Origin of the sequence: Streptomyces sp. Wb2n-11 (assembly GCF_001049855.1) — a bacterium.
Classification (GTDB): Bacteria; Actinomycetota; Actinomycetes; order Streptomycetales; family Streptomycetaceae; genus Streptomyces; species Streptomyces altiplanensis.
In genome coordinates this window covers 3,932,301-3,948,255 of record NZ_CVPB01000001.1, presented here as the reverse complement: position 1 = coordinate 3,948,255, position 15,955 = coordinate 3,932,301, and the positions used below count along the sequence as shown (strand labels likewise).

Below are 15,955 nucleotides of genomic sequence, written 5' to 3'. Positions count from 1 at the left end.
GCCCGAACCGGCCGTCCCCACCCCGCTCCCGCGCCGGAGCCACACCGCTCCCGCACCCCGCCCGCGCCCCGCCCTGACCCCAGCCACGGCTCACCCGCGCCCCGGCCGTGCGCCCGCGTCCGCCGTCTCACCCCCCGGAGTCCGCGTCTCACCCGCCGGACACGCGTCTCCAGTGCCCCTGCAAACCGGCTACGCTCCGGCTCGTGGCTGAGATCCAGATTCCCGCTGACATGAAGCCCGCCGACGGCCGTTTCGGCGCGGGCCCCTCCAAGGTGCGTACGGAGGCGCTGGACGCCCTGGCCGCCACCGGCACCTCCCTCCTCGGTACGTCCCACCGCCAGGCCCCGGTCAAGAACCTGGTCGGCTCGGTGCGCGACGGCGTACGCGACCTCTTCCAGCTCCCCGAGGGCTACGAGGTGATCCTCGGCAACGGCGGCTCCACCGCCTTCTGGGACATCGCGACCCACGGCCTGATCGAGCGGAAGTCCCAGCACCTGAACTTCGGCGAGTTCTCGTCGAAGTTCGCGAAGGCCGCCAAGCTGGCGCCCTGGCTGGACGACCCGACCGTGATCGCCTCCGACCCCGGCACGCACCCGGACCCGCGGGCCGAGGCGGGTGTCGACGTCTACGCCTTCACCCACAACGAGACCTCGACCGGTGTCGCGGCCCCGCTCAGGCGCGTCGAGGGCGCCGACGCCGGCTCCCTCGTCCTGGTCGACGCCACGTCCGGCGCGGGCGGCCTGCCGGTCGACATCGCCGAGACCGACGTCTACTACTTCGCCCCGCAGAAGTCCTTCGCCTCCGACGGCGGCCTGTGGATCGCGGCCTTCTCACCCGCCGCCCTGGAGCGCGCCGCGCGCGTCCACGCGTCCGGCCGCCACATCCCGGAGTTCTTCAGCCTGCCCACGGCGATCGACAACTCCCTCAAGAACCAGACGTACAACACCCCCGCGCTGGCGACCCTCTTCCTGCTGGACGACCAGCTGAAGTGGATCAACACGCAGGGCGGTCTCGACTGGTCGACCCGCCGCACCGCGGCCTCCGCGGCCAACCTGTACGGCTGGGCCGAGGAGTCCAAGTACGCGACGCCGTTCGTCACCGACGCGGCCAAGCGCTCGCAGGTCATCGGCACGATCGACTTCTCCGACGAGATCGACGCCACGGCCGTCGCCAAGGCGCTGCGCGCCAACGGCATCGTCGACACGGAGCCGTACCGCAAGCTGGGCCGCAACCAGCTGCGCGTGGCGATGTTCCCGGCGATCGACCCGGCCGACGTCCAGGCCCTGACGGCCTGCGTCGACTACGTGATCGAGAAGCTGTAGCAGTTCAGCCCGTGTACGAGCGAGGGGCCCCGGCGCATCATCTGTGCACCGGGGCCCCTCGCGTTCACTCGACCGGGCGGACGCTCACATACAGGACACGCACGGGCGTGCCTGCCTACGATGATGCTCCCGACACCAGCCGCCCAGGAGGCCCGCAGTGTCTGCAGCAGCAGTCGAGCACCCCTGTGACGACGGCGAGCCGCCGGCCCTGCTCACAGAGGCCAACATCCTCAGGGACCGGCTTCCCGGCTACCGCGTCGAGATCCTCGGAGGCGCCATCACTGCGGCCCCACCGCCCGCACCACGGGCCGCCCCCGCGCGGTGCCGCACCCGCAGGACCGCCCCGCCCTCTCAGAACCTCGCGTACGCCGTGATGTCCGCGCCGAACTGGTCGACCATCTCGGGCGTCACCGTCGGCCGGCACTGCGCGATCGCCGCCAGGTAGTCCTCGGTGCTCGCGCCCGGCGCGCGCGGATCGCCCGCACCGGCCCCGATCTCCTCCAGGTCCCGCTCGAACGCGGCCTGGGCGGCGATGCGGGCCGCGTGCTCGATGTCCGCCGGGGTGAACAGTTCGCTGGCCGCCACCAGCACCGCCACGTCCACGCCGGCCCGGCCGTCCGTGTACCGGAACCAGATCGCCGCCCGCGCCGCCGTGTCCGGCGTACCGATGGGGATCAGGTAGTCGAACCTGCCGGGCCGCAGGAACGCCGGGTCGAGCGACCGGACGGAGTTGGTGGCGCACACCAGCAGACGCTCGTCGCCCTCCCGGAAGCCCGGTATGAGCTTGAGCAGCTCGTTGGTCACCCCGTGCATCCCGCCCGGCTGGGCGGGCTCGGTCCGTACGGGAGCGATCTCCTCCACCTCGTCGATGAAGACCAGTACCCGCTCCAGCTCCGCGATACGGGCGAACGCGTCGCGCAGGGCCGTCGCGAGGTTGCCCTCGTCGGCCAGCCGCGACGGCAGCAGTTCGACGAACGGCCAGCCCAGCTTGGAGGCGATGCCTCGCGCGAACGTCGTCTTGCCGGTCCCGGGAGGCCCGAAAAGGGCGATCGCGCGCGGTGGCCGGACCCCGTGCCGGGCGGCGCGCTCCGGCTGTGCGAGCGGCAGTACGACGCGCCGCTCGATCAGGTCCTTCTCCGCCTCCATGCCGGCCACCTTCGCCCAGAGGTCACTGGGCAGGAACCGCCCGCCCAGGTCCTCCAGGAGGCTGGCCGCGGGGCCGTGCAACGGCTCGACCTTCTCGAAGTACGCCACGGCCGGCCGGCGCGTGTAACCCGCGTTGAGCAGCCCTTCGCCGAGCAGGTCCTCCTCGGGCAGCACGTACGCGATGCGCCCCACCCGCGCCGCGACGAGCCGCCGCTCCAGCTCCACCAGGAGGGCACTGGCCAGTCCCCGCCCGCGCCAGGCCGAGGAGATCGCGATGCGCATCACCCAGGCGCGCTCCCCGGCCACACAGGCGAGCGCCGCGCCGATGGGGACGCCCTGGTGCACGGCGACGACGGCGGGCTGCCGCGAGGTGAGCGCACCGATGCACTCGGCGAGCGAGAAGACCGACTCCTGCCCGAGTTCGGCCGTGGTGTCGATCAGGTGCACCACTGCCGCGAGATCACTCTCGCGGTAGTCATGGATCAGCCAGTTCACCGGTACCGCCCCTCGTAGGTGCTGGTGTTGTTCCGGTGAGGCTAGGGGCGACGGTGCGGCGGGTCCTGCGCCGCTGCGCACAATCCCCGGCGGGAAACCCGACGTTCCGTCCGTAGCCAGGGCGGCCGGCGAACGCGTGGGGACGTTCCCGGGAACGGACCGATGGCCCCCGCCCGCGCGTGCGGAACGGAAGGCCATCGACTCGTGAAGGTGCTGATGATGCGGTGGTGCTGACGACGCCGAGGGCCGACTAGTCGGGCGGGTACTGCCCCTGGCCGCCCATCGCAGCCTCCTGCTGGCTCTGCTCCTGCAGCCGCCGGGCCTTCTCCTGAAGCTTCTGGCGCTCCTGCGGGTCGGTCGCGCGCTCCGCCGCCTGCTTCAGCTGCTCGGCCTTGTCTCGCATCTGCTGTACGCGGCCACGGGATTCGCCTGCAACGCTCATCATCACTCCTTGACGCTAGGAAGAGCGGGTCCCCTCCAGCGAAGCAGCAACCCGTCACCCCCGCACGCCGAACCGTCACCGTCCGTTACGTCGCCCCCTAGGACCGACGCCCCCGCCGCTTCAGCCCGAGGAACGCGGCCACCACGCCCCCGAGCACGACGAGCCCCAGGGTGACCTCGCCGTCACCACCGCCACCGCTGCCGCCCCCCTCGCCGTCACCGCCCGAACCCCCCTCCCCGGAAGGCGACTTGCCCCCAGCACCCTGGCCTCCCCCGCCGCTTTCCCGGCCCTTCACTTCCACCCGCTCGACTTCGCTCCCGACGCCCTCGGAGCCGAACATCATGGCTGTGCCGTCGGCCGTGTACGTCACCGACTCGGCCTGCCGCTGGAACGGTGCGCCCACCCCCCGGTCGGCCCCCAGCCGCCCCGCGCCCCCGCTCCCGGCCTTCCACTCGTACGCACGCGCGCTGAGGTAGGAGCGCAGCACCAGCTCCTTCCCGTCCGGCGAGAACGCCCCGTCCGTCACCCACGGCACCTCGCCCACCCGCCGGAAGACGTTCGTGCCGCCGGCCGACAGCCGGGCGGGCCCTTCGTAGAGCCCGCCGCCGTCCTCGTTCTTGCTGGCGATGTAGACCCGGCCGGTTGTGGGATGGACCATCAGGGCCTCGGCGTCGCGCGCCCCGTCGGCGTACTCCACCGTGAACTGCGTCGCGTCGACCGTCGCGTCGCCGAGTTTCCGGGGTTCGGGGAAGCGGTAGATCCAGACGTGGTCCCAGGTCCCGCCCAGGTTGTCGCCGATGTCGCCGACGTATATGTTCCCGTCGGCTCCGATCGAGATCGCTTCGACGTCGCGCGGCGCACCGATCCCGCGCAGGGTGAGGGTCGCGACCGTCTCTCCGCTCCTGGAGTCCACGGCGTAGACGAACGCCCCGTCGTCGCTGTCGTTGTGCGTCCAGTAGACGCCGGGGTGGACACGGCTGGCGGCCAGGCCGCTGGACTCGGTGATCCGCGGGTCCTTGATCGTGAAGCCGTCGTCGGCGACGGCGGTGCCGGCCGCGCCCAGCAGGAGAGCGGCGGCGACGACGGGAACGGCGGCGTACGAGAGCGAGCGCATGGCCCAAGTGTTCATCATCATGTCGCAGGCCACGGCGGTGATCCGGGATGATGACGCAATGCGTTTCCTGTTTGTCGGCGACTCCATGACCGTCGGGCGCGCCGGCGACTTCACGTGGCGCTATCGCATGTGGCAGCACCTCGCGGCGTCGTTCGGCGGCCCCTTCGAGGTCGTCGGTCCCCGCACCGGGCTGTACGACGCCTCCGTGGACGCCCCGCTCTCCCGCGCGTACGCCGACCCGGACTTCCCGCCGCACGCCCGCCGCCACCTGTCGGGCTGGGGCGAGGGGTGGCTGCACATGGCGCCCCTGATCCGGGAGGCGGTCGCCTCGTCCGGGGCGGACGTCCTCCTGGTCTCCCTGGGCCTGATAGACCTTGGCTTCTACACGGACGCGGCGCAGACCGCCGACAACGCGGAGCGCTTCATCACCGAGGCCCGCGCCGCCAACCCGCGCGTCCGCATCGTGATCCACCCGGTCATCCCCAACGTCCGGGCCGAGTCCGACGCCCCGTTCGCCGCCGAGTGCGTCCGCTTCAACGAGCTCCTGTCCAAGGCGGTCGCGAACCTCGACGCGCCCGGGGCGTCCCCGCTGCTGCTGGCGGCGCCCCACCCGGCGTACGACATCCACCGGGACACGTACGACGGCACGCACCCGGGCCCGACGGGCGAACACAAACTGGCGGCGGCCTTCGCGGACGCGATGCACGGGGCGTGGGGCCTGGGAGCGCCGTACCCCTTGTCTTCCTCCGCGCCCTCCCCCTCATTCAGCCGCGCCTGACCCGGCCACCGTGCGTATCGTTGTACTGCGCGGGCTGCCCGCGCACACGCGGCAGCGGGGAGGAGCCGCACGACGACCGTCGCAGAGGCCGACAGGACCGAGATGGCCGACAGCAGCGACGAGCCGACTCTGGACATGTTGTTCGAGTGACTCGAGCGGATGCCCGTCCCCGAGGGATACAAGGTCGAGGTCGTCGAGGGGACCATCCACATGTCGCCGCAACGGCAGACTCGCTGGGAAATCATCCTGGACATCGTCGAGCAGCTGCGGGTGAAGTACCCGAGGAAGCGGACTGCCTCGGACGTCCGCATCGACTTCCCGGGCCACCTCAACGGTTTCGCGTCCGACGTCGTCGCGCTCGCGGACGGCGCCGCCAAGAACGCCGAGGGCCGCTGGCGCTACGAGGACATCGAGTTCGTGGCCGAGGTCATCTCCAAGGACACCGCGCCCAACGACTACGGGCCCAAGAAGGCCGCGTACGCCGCCGCCGGTGTCCCCGTCTGCCTGGTCGCCGACCCGTACACCGGGCAGTGCCACCTCTACACGCTCCCCAAGGGCGACGAGTACCGAGGCGAACTGACCCTCGACTTCGGCGACCCCGTCGACCTGACCGGCACGCTCGTCGGCCTCGCCCTCTCCACCGACGGGTTCCCCCGCGACTGACCACGCCGACCGGCCGCGCCGACCGGCCCGACTAGGGCTGGAAGTCGACCTCCGGGTTCGCGGACGAAGGCCCGTCCAGCAGTGGCTGGTGGATCCCGCGCAGGTGCTGGTCGAAGAAGGCGCCGACGTAATCACGGGTGATCTCACCGGACCGCTTCCCGGGCAGCGGAGCCTTGGGATCGGTCACGCCCAACTGCCCGCCCAGCACCGGCAGGTCGATGAAGGTGAAGTGGCCGGAACCGGTCACGGTCAGCCAGCGCTTCCACCCGTCCAGGCGCTTCCACCCCTTGTCCCAGCTCCTGTCCTCGCCGCCGGGGCGGTGGAGCGAATCGGTGCCGAGCATCATGAACGGCCGCCCGTCGAGCCCGCCGACGGGCACCGGCGCGAAGAACGTGCCGTCCATGTTCACCCCGGCCCGGATCCTGCTGTCGTACGCCATGGCACGGGCGGCGCTGTTGCCGCCGATGGAGTGCCCGGCCATCCCGATCCGCTTGCCGTCGATCATCCCCGCGTCCTTCCACACCCGGTGGCGTCCCGTCAGCCGGTCCAGTACGAAGGAGACGTCGTCCGCCCGGCCGTTGGCGACGGCGGCCAGCACCGCCCTGCTCTCCTTGCCGTCGGGCACCGATTCGACCTTCTCGCACGCGACGCAGGTGAGGGTGCGATCACCGGGGAACGCCGTCCCGACGGACTCGTAGGCGTGGTCGATCAGAGCCACGACGTAACCGCGTCCGGCCAGTTCCTCGGCGAGGAGGGTGAGGGTGGCGCGGTTGAGGGAGAAGCCCGGCGAGAGCACGACGAGCGGATGCCGGCCCGCTGCCGGGCGGGCGTCCGTGCGCGCGTTGGCGCGGGTGGAGCTGAGCAGTTCGGGCGGGAAGACACCCGCGTACCCCTGGCTCTCCAGCAGCAGCCGGGCCTCTTCGGTCGTCATGTACTCGGCGACCTGGCCACCGGTGCCGGGGCGTGCCGGGTAGTACATCGACACCATCAGCTCCCGCACACCCGCCGACGGCACCCAGGGGTCGCGCCGGCTCTTGTCGGTGAGGTGGAGGGTCTGGCGTCCGGTGGCGTACGGGCCGGTGGGGCGGGGGAGTCGGAGCTGCTCGGTGGTGGCTGCGGTCGGGGAAGGCGCGGCGGAGGAGCCGGCGGACGCGGCGAAGGCCGTCTGCGCGGAGACGACCGGCAGCGACAGCGGCAGCACGAGCGCGAGCAGGGCGGCTGCGGTACGGCGGCGAAGGGTGAAGGGACGGCTGGTGACCGTGCGACTGTTGACCATGCGGCGACCGTACGCAGCACGGCCCCGGCGCCACATCCGACGACGGTCAGCTCTGTCCCCTAGGGGATTGCCGGGTCATGTCGTACTGCGGTAGGCCCTCACACGGCCGGGAAGCGCCCCCGGGCACGGCTCCCGGAGGGGCGACTAGGGTCTGCCCCGTGACGGAAGAACAACGGTTCGAGGATGTGCGCTGGACCTGGAAGCGGGACCTTCCGCTGCGCTACCTGCTGATCGACGAGGAGTGGGACGGCGAGCAGACCCTCTGGACACGGTGCGCCGACGTCGAGGGGCTGTTCGTGGACCGCGCACCGCGCAGGGAGCGGCTGACCCTGGTCGGGTGCGTTCCGGACGGCCGGCTCCGCAAGGCCGTCGACGGGGCCGGGCGGGAGCGCGACAACCTGGGTGACCTGAGCCTCCATGTCCACGACGACGACGAGGACCGGAACGCGGTGCGCCACTGGGACCTGGGCGGAGCCGTCGTCGTCGGCAGCCGGCCCGGCGAGAGCGATCCGGACCGGGTCGACGTGGTGATAGAGGCCGAGGTGACCGGCCCCGGGCACGGCGGGGTCCCGCCGTGCCCCGAACGGTCTTGGGAAACGCTTGCGGTCAGTCCTTGCGGCCCGTCGCGGCGACGGTGACGCCGAGGCCGATCATGGCGAACCCGCCGGCCCCGCCGATCAGGGAGAGCCGCTGCGGCGAGCGGGCGAACCAGGTCCGCGTGGTCGCCGCGACCAGTCCCCACACGCTGTCGCAGGTCACCGCGATGACGTTGAAGACCAGTCCGAGCAGCAGCATCTGAACCGGCACGTTCCCCTGGCTGCGGTCGACGAACTGAGGCAGTACGGTGGCGAAGAACACGATGGTCTTGGGGTTCGCCACACCGACCGCGAACCCCTCCCACAACGTGCGCAGGCCGCCGTGCGCGGGACCGTCACCGGTGAACGAGGCGTGCAGCGACCCGCGCTGCCGTACCGCCTTGGCCCCGAGATACACCAGGTACGCGGCGCCCGCGAGCTTCAGCGCCGTGAAGACGAGCACCGAACGCTCCACGACGGAACCGACCCCGAGCGCCACGGCCACGACGAGCGCACAGGCACCGAGCGTGTTCCCCGCGACCGTGGTCAGCGCGGCACGGCGCCCCTGCGCCAGCGCCCGCCCGATCACGAACAGCACGCTGGGGCCGGGAATCACGATCAGCAGGAAGGACATGGCCGCGAACGCCGGCAGCCGGTCGGTGGACACCATGGAGCCATGCACCACGGAGCCCGCCCGCGCCTGCACTCCTTTTCCGTACCGAACGCATCGGTCCGAGCCGTGCCAGGTCGTGGTTTGAGACAACCGCGCAGGTTCGGGGCGCGCGCGTGCACCCAGCGGATAGCGTCAAGATCATGGACCCATTGACCGGAACCACCACCACCGACCAGGCGCCGGCCGATCCCGCCGCCACCGACGACATGCTGGCCACCCAGCCCGTCGGTTACTGGAGCGGTCGCGCCCACGCGGCGGTCACCCGGCACCTGCGTGACGTCATGGCCGGGGTGGACGTCACGCAGCCGCAGTACTGGGTGCTGAACACCGTGAACGGCGGGCCGGTGCCGCCCAGCCGTGAGGAGGTGGTCGACCGGCTGACCCCCCTCGCGGACGGGCCGCACGACATCGCGCGGGTCGTCGACCAGTTGCTCCACCGCGGCTGGCTCCGGACCGGCGCCGGGCAGCTCCTGCACCTCACCGATGCCGGGGAGGCTGCCAGGGTGCGGCTGCGCGCGCTGGTGACGGAGGTGCGCGCCGTGGTCCACGAGGGCGTCAGCGACGAGGAGTACGCGGCCGCGCTCAAGGTACTGCGCAGGATGATCGCCAACGCCGAGGGCGCCGGAAGTCCCTGAGCCCAGCCCGCCGTTCGGCCCCCACCCCGCGCCGCGCCCTACGCCGTGCAGGTGGCCGCCGCGACCCGCTCCCGCCACGTCAGCCGTACGGCGTCCTCCTGCGGCCGGGCACCGAAGCCCGCCGCTCCGGCCGCCGCCTCCCTGCGGCACTCCCCGCACTCCGTCTCGCCCGCGACCGGCCGGAAGGCGTGGTCGTCGCCCGGCCCCGCGCACAGCACCAGCTCACCCCGGTCCCGGCCGGGCGGGGGCGTCGCCGTGGCGATCGTGCGGGCGAGGGACGGCACCTCGGGCAGTTTCTCCACCAGCCGGTACCGCAGGAACCCGACCGCCGACCGGACCCCGCCCGCGGGCAGCCCCGCGCCCAGTGCCAGTCGCAGCTCCCCCGGCGAGACCCCGCGCCGCAGCCACTCGACCGCCGTCGCCGCCAGCCTCCGTGCTTCCGGTACGCCCAGGTGCAGCCTCCGGTCGAGGTGCCGCAGCGACAGCAGCACGCGTTCGGCCTCGGCGAGTTCCCCGGTGAGCGGCTGGGACTGCGCCTGCGGTTCCGGCCGCTCCTGCGGTTCCGGCCGCGACTCCGGCTCCGGCTCCGGCTCGCCTTCGGGTGGGGGGTGGGGAGTGTTCTTCCCCTGTTCTTCCCTCTCCGCAGGAGAGGCGCCGACCACCCGATCGGTCGAATCACCGGCCGTCGGGAACCGCGCACCCGGTGACGCCAAAACGTCGTTGGTCACCATCTGTTCGGTGACCCAACGCCCGCGGTCGTTCTGCCACTTGTTCTCCCGCAGAAACCCGCACTCGACCAGCAGCGCCTTGGCCTTCTGGTACGCCCGCGGCTTGATCCCGAGCCGGGCGGCGTGCTCGCCCAGGGGCTTGCCGCACTTGCTCTCGGGCAGCCCGAGGACGTACAGCAGGAGCATTTTCGCGTCGCTGTTGAGGCGTGCATGCCGCACGATCGCGTGCGGGGCCTTGAGATAGTCGCGCGAGGGCGCGATAGCATGCCGAAGCATCCCGGTGGAACCTCACTGTCCATTCGGTGTGTAGGTCCTCGGCCGGTGTCGTAAGCACCGCCGGGGGCCGCTCCGATTAACGGAGTGTGATGACGCGGTCACCGTACCGCACGGACCGCTCTTTCGACCATTTCGCGCAGCAACGCCCCGTCCACGAACGGCACTTCCGCCGTCGGACGCGACTGCCACCCCAGCGGCCAGGTGGCTCCCCCCAGCGCCGGTACGCCGACGAACGCCGCACACCCCGCACCCCGGCTCAGCGCCCGCACACCCGCCGGCCAGCGGTGGGCGGCGGCGGTTTGCGGTGGCAACAGGAAGTACATGCTCCGCGCGCCGGTCTCCTCACGGACGATCGGCCCGGCCCGGAAGTCCGTGAACTGGAGCAGTTCGTACGCGGCCTGCTCCCCCAGGATCCCCTCGATCCGCACCGCGTCGAAGTGGATACCGGCATGTCGCAGGGCATGCCCGGAGGCGGGCACCCATGAGGGCGCAGTTTCTCTGTTCATGAAACAGACGATCCCGCGCCGGAGTTGACTGTGACCAGCACCACACGACGACTGTGCAGGTCTGTGCACTACGGGGAGGACTTTGTGCACGCCAGTGAACGAGGCTCCGGCAACACGAAGATGTTCGGCTCGTTGCTGCGCTTCTACCGCGAGCGCGCAGGTATCTCGCAAGAGGCGCTGAGCCTTCGCATCGGCTTTTCCAAGTCCCAGGTAGCCATGGTGGAAAGGGGGGAACGCCCACCGAAGGACAGGTTCGTCCCCAGCGCGGACGAAGTGCTAGGTGCACAAGGTGCACTTCTAGCGATCGCGAAAGAGCTGAAGGCCAGCCACTTCCCCTCCTGGTTCCAGGAGTACGCGGAGGAGGAAGCAAAAGCAGCCGTCGTTCACTGGTACGAGAACCACCTGGTCCCCGGTCTCCTCCAGACCGAGGCATACGCGCGGGCTGTCTTCAACTGTCACTGCCCGCCACTGGACGACGAAGAGGTCGGAGACCGAGTAATGACCCGGCTGGAGCGCCAGAAGCTCTTCGAGCGCAGGCCTGCACCCGTCGTCAGTTTCGTTCTGGAGCAGATCGCTCTAACCCGCCCCATCGGCGGTTCTCACGTCCTCAAGGAACAACTGCACCATGTGCTCAGCATCGCCCGACTGCGCAACGTCGAAATCCAGATCATGCCGCCGGACCGGGAGACTCATGCTGCGCTCAACGGCCCGATGATCCTGCTGGACACAGCGGAACGTCGGCAACTTGCATACATCGAAGGCCAAAATGGCAGCTTCTTCGTCGACGAACAGCCTCACCTGGGCGATCTGTTCGCCCGGTATGGCATTCTGCGAGCTCAGGCACTCAGCCCCGAAGAGTCCGCGAAACTGATTGAGCAGGTGGCAGACACGCTATGAGTACCGACCTCAACTGGTTCAAGAGCAGCTACAGCGGCGACCAGGGTGGTGCCTGCGTCGAGGTAGCCACCTGCCCCCACGCCATCCACGTCCGCGACTCCAAAGACGTCACCCGCCCCGCCCTCACCCTCTCCCCCACCACCTGGTCCGCCTTCGTCGCGACGTACCGCCACGAACGCTGACCCCGCCTGCCCCTACCCGAAGTCGGACCTGACCTGTTCGGCGATGGCAGTCCCCCTCTCTCCACCGGTCTCCGGGACGGAGGGAGGCTCGGCGCCGCTGGAGACCGTGAGGTCGTGGGCCGTCTTCGACAGCAGCGAGACGTAGAAGGGAAGGTCCGGCAGGGACGGCGTGGTGAGGCTCAGGACGAGGAGCCGGCCCATGCGGGGCAGGGGCAGGTACACGTCGGTCCGGGCGAGGGGCATGGACGGTGCCGTGTCGTCGTCCGGGTCGGACTGCCATTGCAGGCCGCACAGTACGAGCACGCCCGGCCCCGCCGGAACGCGGATGTACTCGACCGTGTTGTTCTCGTTCGCGGAGAGCGCTTCGAAGAGGCCGCGCGCGGACAGCTCCGCGTCGGCCTCGTCCAGCGGGTCGAGGCGGGCCAGCAGCGAGGCGGTGGTGCGGCGGCCGTCCGGGGCGTCGTCCAGGCAGAAACCCGCGTAGAAGGCGTTACCGGCGAGGGCGTGGTCGGCCATCTCGCGGTAGGAGTGGAAGGTGACTTCGCGCTGGAAGTCGGTCCCGGTCGGCCAGATCTCCTCCGCGATGGCCCAGAGCTGTTCCAGGCGTTCCTCACCGTCGAGGTCGAGGCCCAGGGAGTAGAAGCCACCGGGGACGTCCAGGTGGAGTTCCGGCTCAGCAGAGAGGGACATGGCAGTTCCGACCACAGCTTTCTTTCGAAGAGGCGGGACCAAGCGATTCGTCGGCGCGAAACGTGGGCCGCATTACAGGTTCCTCATTCCGACCGGGCCCAGGATCATGCCGTGGCTGAGGTCCTTCGACGCTTCCAGTGCAAGGCGGTTCTTGTGTGCCGTGCGCGTCAGCACACTGAGCGGAATCCCCCGGAACTCGCGGGGATGCAGGCCGACGCCTTCCAGGAATCCGCCGTCAGGCATGCCCACGTGCATGACGAGGTGGTAGATCTTCGTGCGCCGGCCGAATCGCTGCTGCTCCATCTCCCGGGACAGCCGGGCGAACTCCCGGTCCACGTGGGCTTCGTGCCTGGCCGGGTCGTGCGACATGCGGAGCATGAACTTGCCCGGTGACAGGAACCGTGCGAGAGCGTCGGAGGGCCGCAGGACCATGTCCTCGTCGCCGTTTGCGAGGAGAAGCGCCAGCATCCAGACGATTCGGAAGACGAAGTCCACAGGGACGACGACCCACTGCGCGACAAACCACACGACAAGCCCCAGCCTCGACGCATGGGGAAGTACGGGGTCGGCGGACGCCTCGGGGCGTGCCGTGGCCATGCCTACTCTCCCGTCACGCTGTCGTAGATGCCGCTGACAGTGCCCGGCACGGACTGGGCGAGCAGAGGGCCCTTCGACCACCAGGACGTCGGATCAAGGCTGCCGTCGGGACGGATCGCCGCCTTCAGGGAGTCGATGTCCTTGAGCACCGGAGTATTGGTGACGATTTCACTGAGCCGGTTTTCACTGAACCCGGCCCCCATGTTCTTGGCGACCGAATTCTCCCAGGCGAGCTGTATCCGGTTCCCGACGCCGTCTGTGGCCTTGAAGACCCGCACATCGGCGGCATCACGGATACGGTTGCCCGCTCGGGTGAAGTCGCTCACCTCTGCGGCTCCCTCGGAAACGAGGCGGTTCAGCCGGGTGATCCTCTGCACATCGTCAACGCGCGTGACCAGCGCTTCCCCGACCTGCTCCGCACGGACCACGACCTTCACGGAACCGGTGACCGCGGTCTTCGCGAACCCCGCGCCCGGAATGATGCCGACCGCGTCACCCGCGAGGCTCAGCCAGCTGACATCGGCCCCGCCCAGCTTCGCCGCGCCGTGCGAGAGCAGCGCTCCCGCCGAGAACCCCGCGCTCGCCAGCGCGAGCGCGCCGGACAGCGGCGGGCACCACAGTGTCAGCAGCGCCAGGATGCCGAGTACGGCGGAGATGTTCCCCAGCCAGTCGCCGATCTTGTTCAGCAGGTCCTTGTGGCGGGCGCACCACTCCTGGATCGCGTGCCCGATCTCCTGGAACGTGTCGCCGAGCCGTTCCCAGAACCCCGGATCCGGCGCGCTGTCCGTCGCCTTGCGCAGCTGCCCCGCGATCCCGCGCGCCTCGGCCTGGTGGTCCTCCAGCAGCTGCTCGGCCCGCTTGATGATCTCTTCGAGTTCGCGCTGCGCCCGGTCCAGCTGCGCGGAGGCGGAGGAGAGCTCACCGTCCGCCTGCTTCAGCCGCGCGTTCGCCGCGTCGACCTTCGCCTGGGCCTCCTGGAGCGCGGGGCCCGTGAAGTACTGGCCGCTGAGCCGGAACGCGGGGTCGGCCGCCGCCTGGTTGTAGCGGCCGGTCGCGGCCTCGTTGGCCTTCTCGGCCGAGGCCACCTTGCCCTTGGCTTCCTTGGCGCGGGTCTCGTACGTACGGGCCGTGCTCTGGTAGTGCGTGAGCGCCTCGCGCCACTTCGACAGCTCCGTCGACGCGGTCCGCATCGCCTCGTGGCTGTCCTTCAGGTAGCCGGGCAGCTCGCCGACCTTCCGCGAGAACGCGGAGGCCGCGTCCCCGGCCCAGCTCACGTTCCCGGTCAGGCGCCTGATGGTGTCCTGCGCGTTGTCGAGCGCGGTCGCCGCCCTCTTCGTACGGGCCGCGAGGGACCCCACGTTGCCGGCGTCGCCCGGCGCGGGGTCGAAGCCGAGGGAGGGGTAGGTGGCGCTCACTTCCCGCCGCCCTTCCCGGCCCCGGCGGCGAAGCCGTCCCGGATGGCCGATTCGACCTCGTGGTAGGTCGTACGGGTCTGCTTGACCTTGTCCTCGATGACCTGCGTACCGTCGGCGATCTTCTTGATCGCGTCGTCCCAGCTGTCGTGGAACTCGTCGCAGGCGTTGTCGAGTTCCTTGCTGCCCGTGGTCTTCGGGCCGGTGTCGCGCAGCGCGTTCAGCGCCGAGCGCATCTCCTCCTGGCTCCGGTGGAGCTCTCTGACGAGCCCGTCGAGCTCACTGATCTCGACCTTGAAACCTGCTCCCATCGCGCCGGGCCCCCTTGTTTCGGAATTCGCAACCGTCAACCCTCGTCCCACGTTAACCAGCAGGTGAAAGAGGGCTCGCAAGAGGGGTCTGCCCGTTCGCAAAACCTTCACAGTGAGCAGGACGCGTACGCTGAGGATGTGGCGTACTGCGCCAACTCCCTTACGCACAGCCGCTGTTGGCTCATTCGGTCCCTTGTCCGTCCGGTCGCCGCTTCCCTAGCGTGGCCGCGTCGCCCCACTGACCCGGGGCGACGGGGGAACTCGACGGAGAGGAAGCACCAGACCATGCGTAAGACTCGTACGATGCTGGCCGGCCTCGGCACGGCCGCCCTCCTCGCCACCGTGTCCGTACCCGTGGCGTCCGCCGCCCCGGCCGACGCGCAGGAGTGGGGGGCGTGCGCCAGCGGCAACGTCTGCTTCTACACGGGGACCTACGGCACCGGCTCCAAGTGTTCCTGGAGCGTCGCCGACGCGGACTGGACCCAGGGGTCCATCCGCTGCTCCTGGTCCCAGACCCACAACGTGAAGTCGGTGTGGAACCGGGGCACCAGCTCGGCCAGCGGCGTCGCCTACTACCAGTGGGCGAACTACAACACCCGCAAGGGCTGCACGCCCCAGGGCGCGCGGGGCAACCTCGCGGGTACGTACAAGCTCAAGTCGCACCAGTGGATCAGCGGCTCCTGCGGCTGACCTGACACCCGCGCGGTCACGTGCGCAGAGCTGCCCCGCCACTCACCTGGCGGGGCAGTCGCCGTCGGGCGTCACGGTCGGGCCGGGGGATCAGTTCTCGAACGCCCGCGCCAGTGCCAGGCTGTCCTCGAACGTGATGCAGCGCGTGATCAGACCGTTCTCGACCTTCACGTGGAACGCGAACGGCGAGTCGAAGACCTTGCCCGTCGCCAGCACGATCTGCCTCATGTGCCCCAGGGCCACAGCGTGTTCACCGTCGACGAGGATGCGCTCCACCGCGAACTTCTCCGCCCGCAGGTGGTCCGGCAGCGACCGGAAGAACTCCACGGCCTCCTCCCGCGTCCCGCGCCGGCCGGCCGGCCCACGGCACGGTCTCCGCGCCGTAGATGTCCCACTCGGCCTTCTCCGCGAAGAGCTCGCCCAGCGACTCCCCCTGCTCCTCGCCTATCCGGCGGTACAGCTCCTCCACCACCGCGCGGGTGTCACCCACCGTGTGCTCACACCTTCCGGACAGTCGTTGCTGTTCCGTCGGGGCCGGCGTCCCCTC

The 15,955-nt window shown here is 70.4% G+C and carries 20 protein-coding genes and 1 pseudogene; 9 read left to right on the top strand and 12 right to left on the bottom strand.

What is annotated here, in order from left to right:
* The first annotated feature begins 203 nt into the window (after positions 1-203).
* Positions 204-1,322 (top strand): phosphoserine transaminase, encoded by a 1,119-nt coding sequence (gene serC, locus BN1555_RS18130; RefSeq protein ID WP_093800352.1) that lies wholly within the window; start codon positions 204-206, stop codon positions 1,320-1,322.
* 157 nt (positions 1,323-1,479) lie between these two features.
* Positions 1,480-1,617: pseudogene (locus BN1555_RS40405) on the top strand (Uma2 family endonuclease); the annotation flags it as partial.
* Positions 1,618-1,673: 56 nt separating this feature from the next.
* On the opposite strand, the gene BN1555_RS18120 reads toward BN1555_RS40405, so the two are convergent.
* From BN1555_RS18120 to BN1555_RS18110, 3 genes are all read right to left on the bottom strand, one after another.
* The gene (locus BN1555_RS18120; RefSeq protein ID WP_093800351.1) at positions 1,674-2,963 is read right to left on the bottom strand and encodes an ATP-binding protein; all 1,290 of its coding nucleotides are present in this window, start codon (positions 2,961-2,963) and stop codon (positions 1,674-1,676) included.
* Positions 2,964-3,213: 250 nt separating this feature from the next.
* The gene (locus tag BN1555_RS18115; RefSeq protein ID WP_093803478.1) at positions 3,214-3,405 is read right to left on the bottom strand and encodes a DUF6381 family protein; all 192 of its coding nucleotides are present in this window, start codon (positions 3,403-3,405) and stop codon (positions 3,214-3,216) included.
* Positions 3,406-3,502: 97 nt separating this feature from the next.
* Positions 3,503-4,519, bottom strand: a complete 1,017-nt coding sequence (locus BN1555_RS18110) for a hypothetical protein (protein WP_093800350.1) — start codon at positions 4,517-4,519, stop codon at positions 3,503-3,505.
* Positions 4,520-4,577: 58 nt separating this feature from the next.
* Here BN1555_RS18110 and BN1555_RS18105 point away from each other — a divergent pair, with 58 nt between their 5' ends.
* On the top strand, positions 4,578-5,297 hold the full coding sequence (locus tag BN1555_RS18105; protein ID WP_176710066.1) for a GDSL-type esterase/lipase family protein: 720 nt from the start codon (positions 4,578-4,580) through the stop codon (positions 5,295-5,297).
* Positions 5,298-5,456: 159 nt separating this feature from the next.
* Positions 5,457-5,960: a Uma2 family endonuclease gene (locus BN1555_RS18100; RefSeq protein ID WP_255306076.1), complete on the top strand. Its 504-nt coding sequence runs from the start codon at positions 5,457-5,459 to the stop codon at positions 5,958-5,960.
* A gap of 31 nt (positions 5,961-5,991) precedes the next feature.
* Here the strand turns inward: BN1555_RS18100 and BN1555_RS18095 are convergent, their stop codons facing one another.
* Positions 5,992-7,236: an alpha/beta hydrolase family protein gene (locus BN1555_RS18095; protein ID WP_093800349.1), complete on the bottom strand. Its 1,245-nt coding sequence runs from the start codon at positions 7,234-7,236 to the stop codon at positions 5,992-5,994.
* Between the two features lie 158 nt (positions 7,237-7,394).
* Here BN1555_RS18095 and BN1555_RS18090 point away from each other — a divergent pair, with 158 nt between their 5' ends.
* Positions 7,395-7,874, top strand: a complete 480-nt coding sequence (locus BN1555_RS18090) for a hypothetical protein (protein ID WP_093800348.1) — start codon at positions 7,395-7,397, stop codon at positions 7,872-7,874.
* Here the strand turns inward: BN1555_RS18090 and BN1555_RS18085 are convergent.
* Positions 7,843-8,481 (bottom strand): LysE family translocator, encoded by a 639-nt coding sequence (locus BN1555_RS18085; protein ID WP_093803476.1) that lies wholly within the window; start codon positions 8,479-8,481, stop codon positions 7,843-7,845. The genes BN1555_RS18090 and BN1555_RS18085 overlap by 32 nt on opposite strands.
* Before the next feature lie 143 nt (positions 8,482-8,624).
* Here BN1555_RS18085 and BN1555_RS18080 point away from each other — a divergent pair, with 143 nt between their 5' ends.
* A complete protein-coding gene (locus BN1555_RS18080) occupies positions 8,625-9,119 on the top strand; it encodes a MarR family winged helix-turn-helix transcriptional regulator (protein ID WP_093800347.1) in 495 nt (164 codons plus the stop codon).
* Positions 9,120-9,157: 38 nt separating this feature from the next.
* Here the strand turns inward: BN1555_RS18080 and BN1555_RS18075 are convergent, their stop codons facing one another.
* Positions 9,158-10,123, bottom strand: a complete 966-nt coding sequence (locus BN1555_RS18075) for a hypothetical protein (RefSeq protein WP_093800346.1) — start codon at positions 10,121-10,123, stop codon at positions 9,158-9,160.
* Between the two features lie 98 nt (positions 10,124-10,221).
* The gene (locus tag BN1555_RS18070) at positions 10,222-10,629 is read right to left on the bottom strand and encodes a hypothetical protein (RefSeq protein ID WP_093800345.1); all 408 of its coding nucleotides are present in this window, start codon (positions 10,627-10,629) and stop codon (positions 10,222-10,224) included.
* A gap of 120 nt (positions 10,630-10,749) precedes the next feature.
* Between BN1555_RS18070 and BN1555_RS18065 the strand changes: the two genes are divergently transcribed.
* Positions 10,750-11,526, top strand: a complete 777-nt coding sequence (locus tag BN1555_RS18065) for a helix-turn-helix domain-containing protein (protein WP_093800344.1) — start codon at positions 10,750-10,752, stop codon at positions 11,524-11,526.
* Entirely contained in the window at positions 11,523-11,708 is a 186-nt protein-coding gene (locus BN1555_RS18060) for a DUF397 domain-containing protein (protein ID WP_093800343.1), read from the top strand. The genes BN1555_RS18065 and BN1555_RS18060 overlap by 4 nt, the downstream gene beginning before the upstream one ends.
* A 12-nt stretch (positions 11,709-11,720) precedes the next feature.
* Here BN1555_RS18060 and BN1555_RS18055 read toward each other — a convergent pair whose 3' ends face one another.
* The 4 genes from BN1555_RS18055 to BN1555_RS18040 all read right to left on the bottom strand — a co-directional run bounded on the left by BN1555_RS18055 (position 11,721) and on the right by BN1555_RS18040 (position 14,718).
* Positions 11,721-12,398, bottom strand: coding sequence for a hypothetical protein (locus BN1555_RS18055; protein ID WP_093800342.1), 678 nt, complete (start codon positions 12,396-12,398; stop codon positions 11,721-11,723).
* 72 nt (positions 12,399-12,470) lie between these two features.
* Positions 12,471-12,995 carry a hypothetical protein gene (locus BN1555_RS18050; RefSeq protein WP_093800341.1) on the bottom strand — a complete coding sequence of 175 codons (525 nt, stop codon included), beginning with the start codon at positions 12,993-12,995 and terminating at the stop codon, positions 12,471-12,473.
* A 2-nt stretch (positions 12,996-12,997) separates the two neighbouring features.
* Positions 12,998-14,410 carry a putative T7SS-secreted protein gene (locus BN1555_RS39015; protein WP_093800340.1) on the bottom strand — a complete coding sequence of 471 codons (1,413 nt, stop codon included), beginning with the start codon at positions 14,408-14,410 and terminating at the stop codon, positions 12,998-13,000.
* Positions 14,407-14,718 carry a WXG100 family type VII secretion target gene (locus BN1555_RS18040; protein ID WP_093800339.1) on the bottom strand — a complete coding sequence of 104 codons (312 nt, stop codon included), beginning with the start codon at positions 14,716-14,718 and terminating at the stop codon, positions 14,407-14,409. Before BN1555_RS18040 ends, BN1555_RS39015 begins: the two co-directional genes overlap by 4 nt.
* A 285-nt stretch (positions 14,719-15,003) precedes the next feature.
* Here BN1555_RS18040 and BN1555_RS18035 point away from each other — a divergent pair, with 285 nt between their 5' ends.
* Complete coding sequence (locus BN1555_RS18035) at positions 15,004-15,408, top strand: peptidase inhibitor family I36 protein (protein ID WP_093800338.1); 405 nt, start codon at positions 15,004-15,006, stop codon at positions 15,406-15,408.
* Between the two features lie 90 nt (positions 15,409-15,498).
* Here BN1555_RS18035 and BN1555_RS40400 read toward each other — a convergent pair whose 3' ends face one another.
* A complete protein-coding gene (locus BN1555_RS40400) occupies positions 15,499-15,735 on the bottom strand; it encodes a nuclear transport factor 2 family protein (RefSeq protein WP_255306075.1) in 237 nt (78 codons plus the stop codon).
* Between the last annotated feature and the right edge of the window lie 220 nt (positions 15,736-15,955).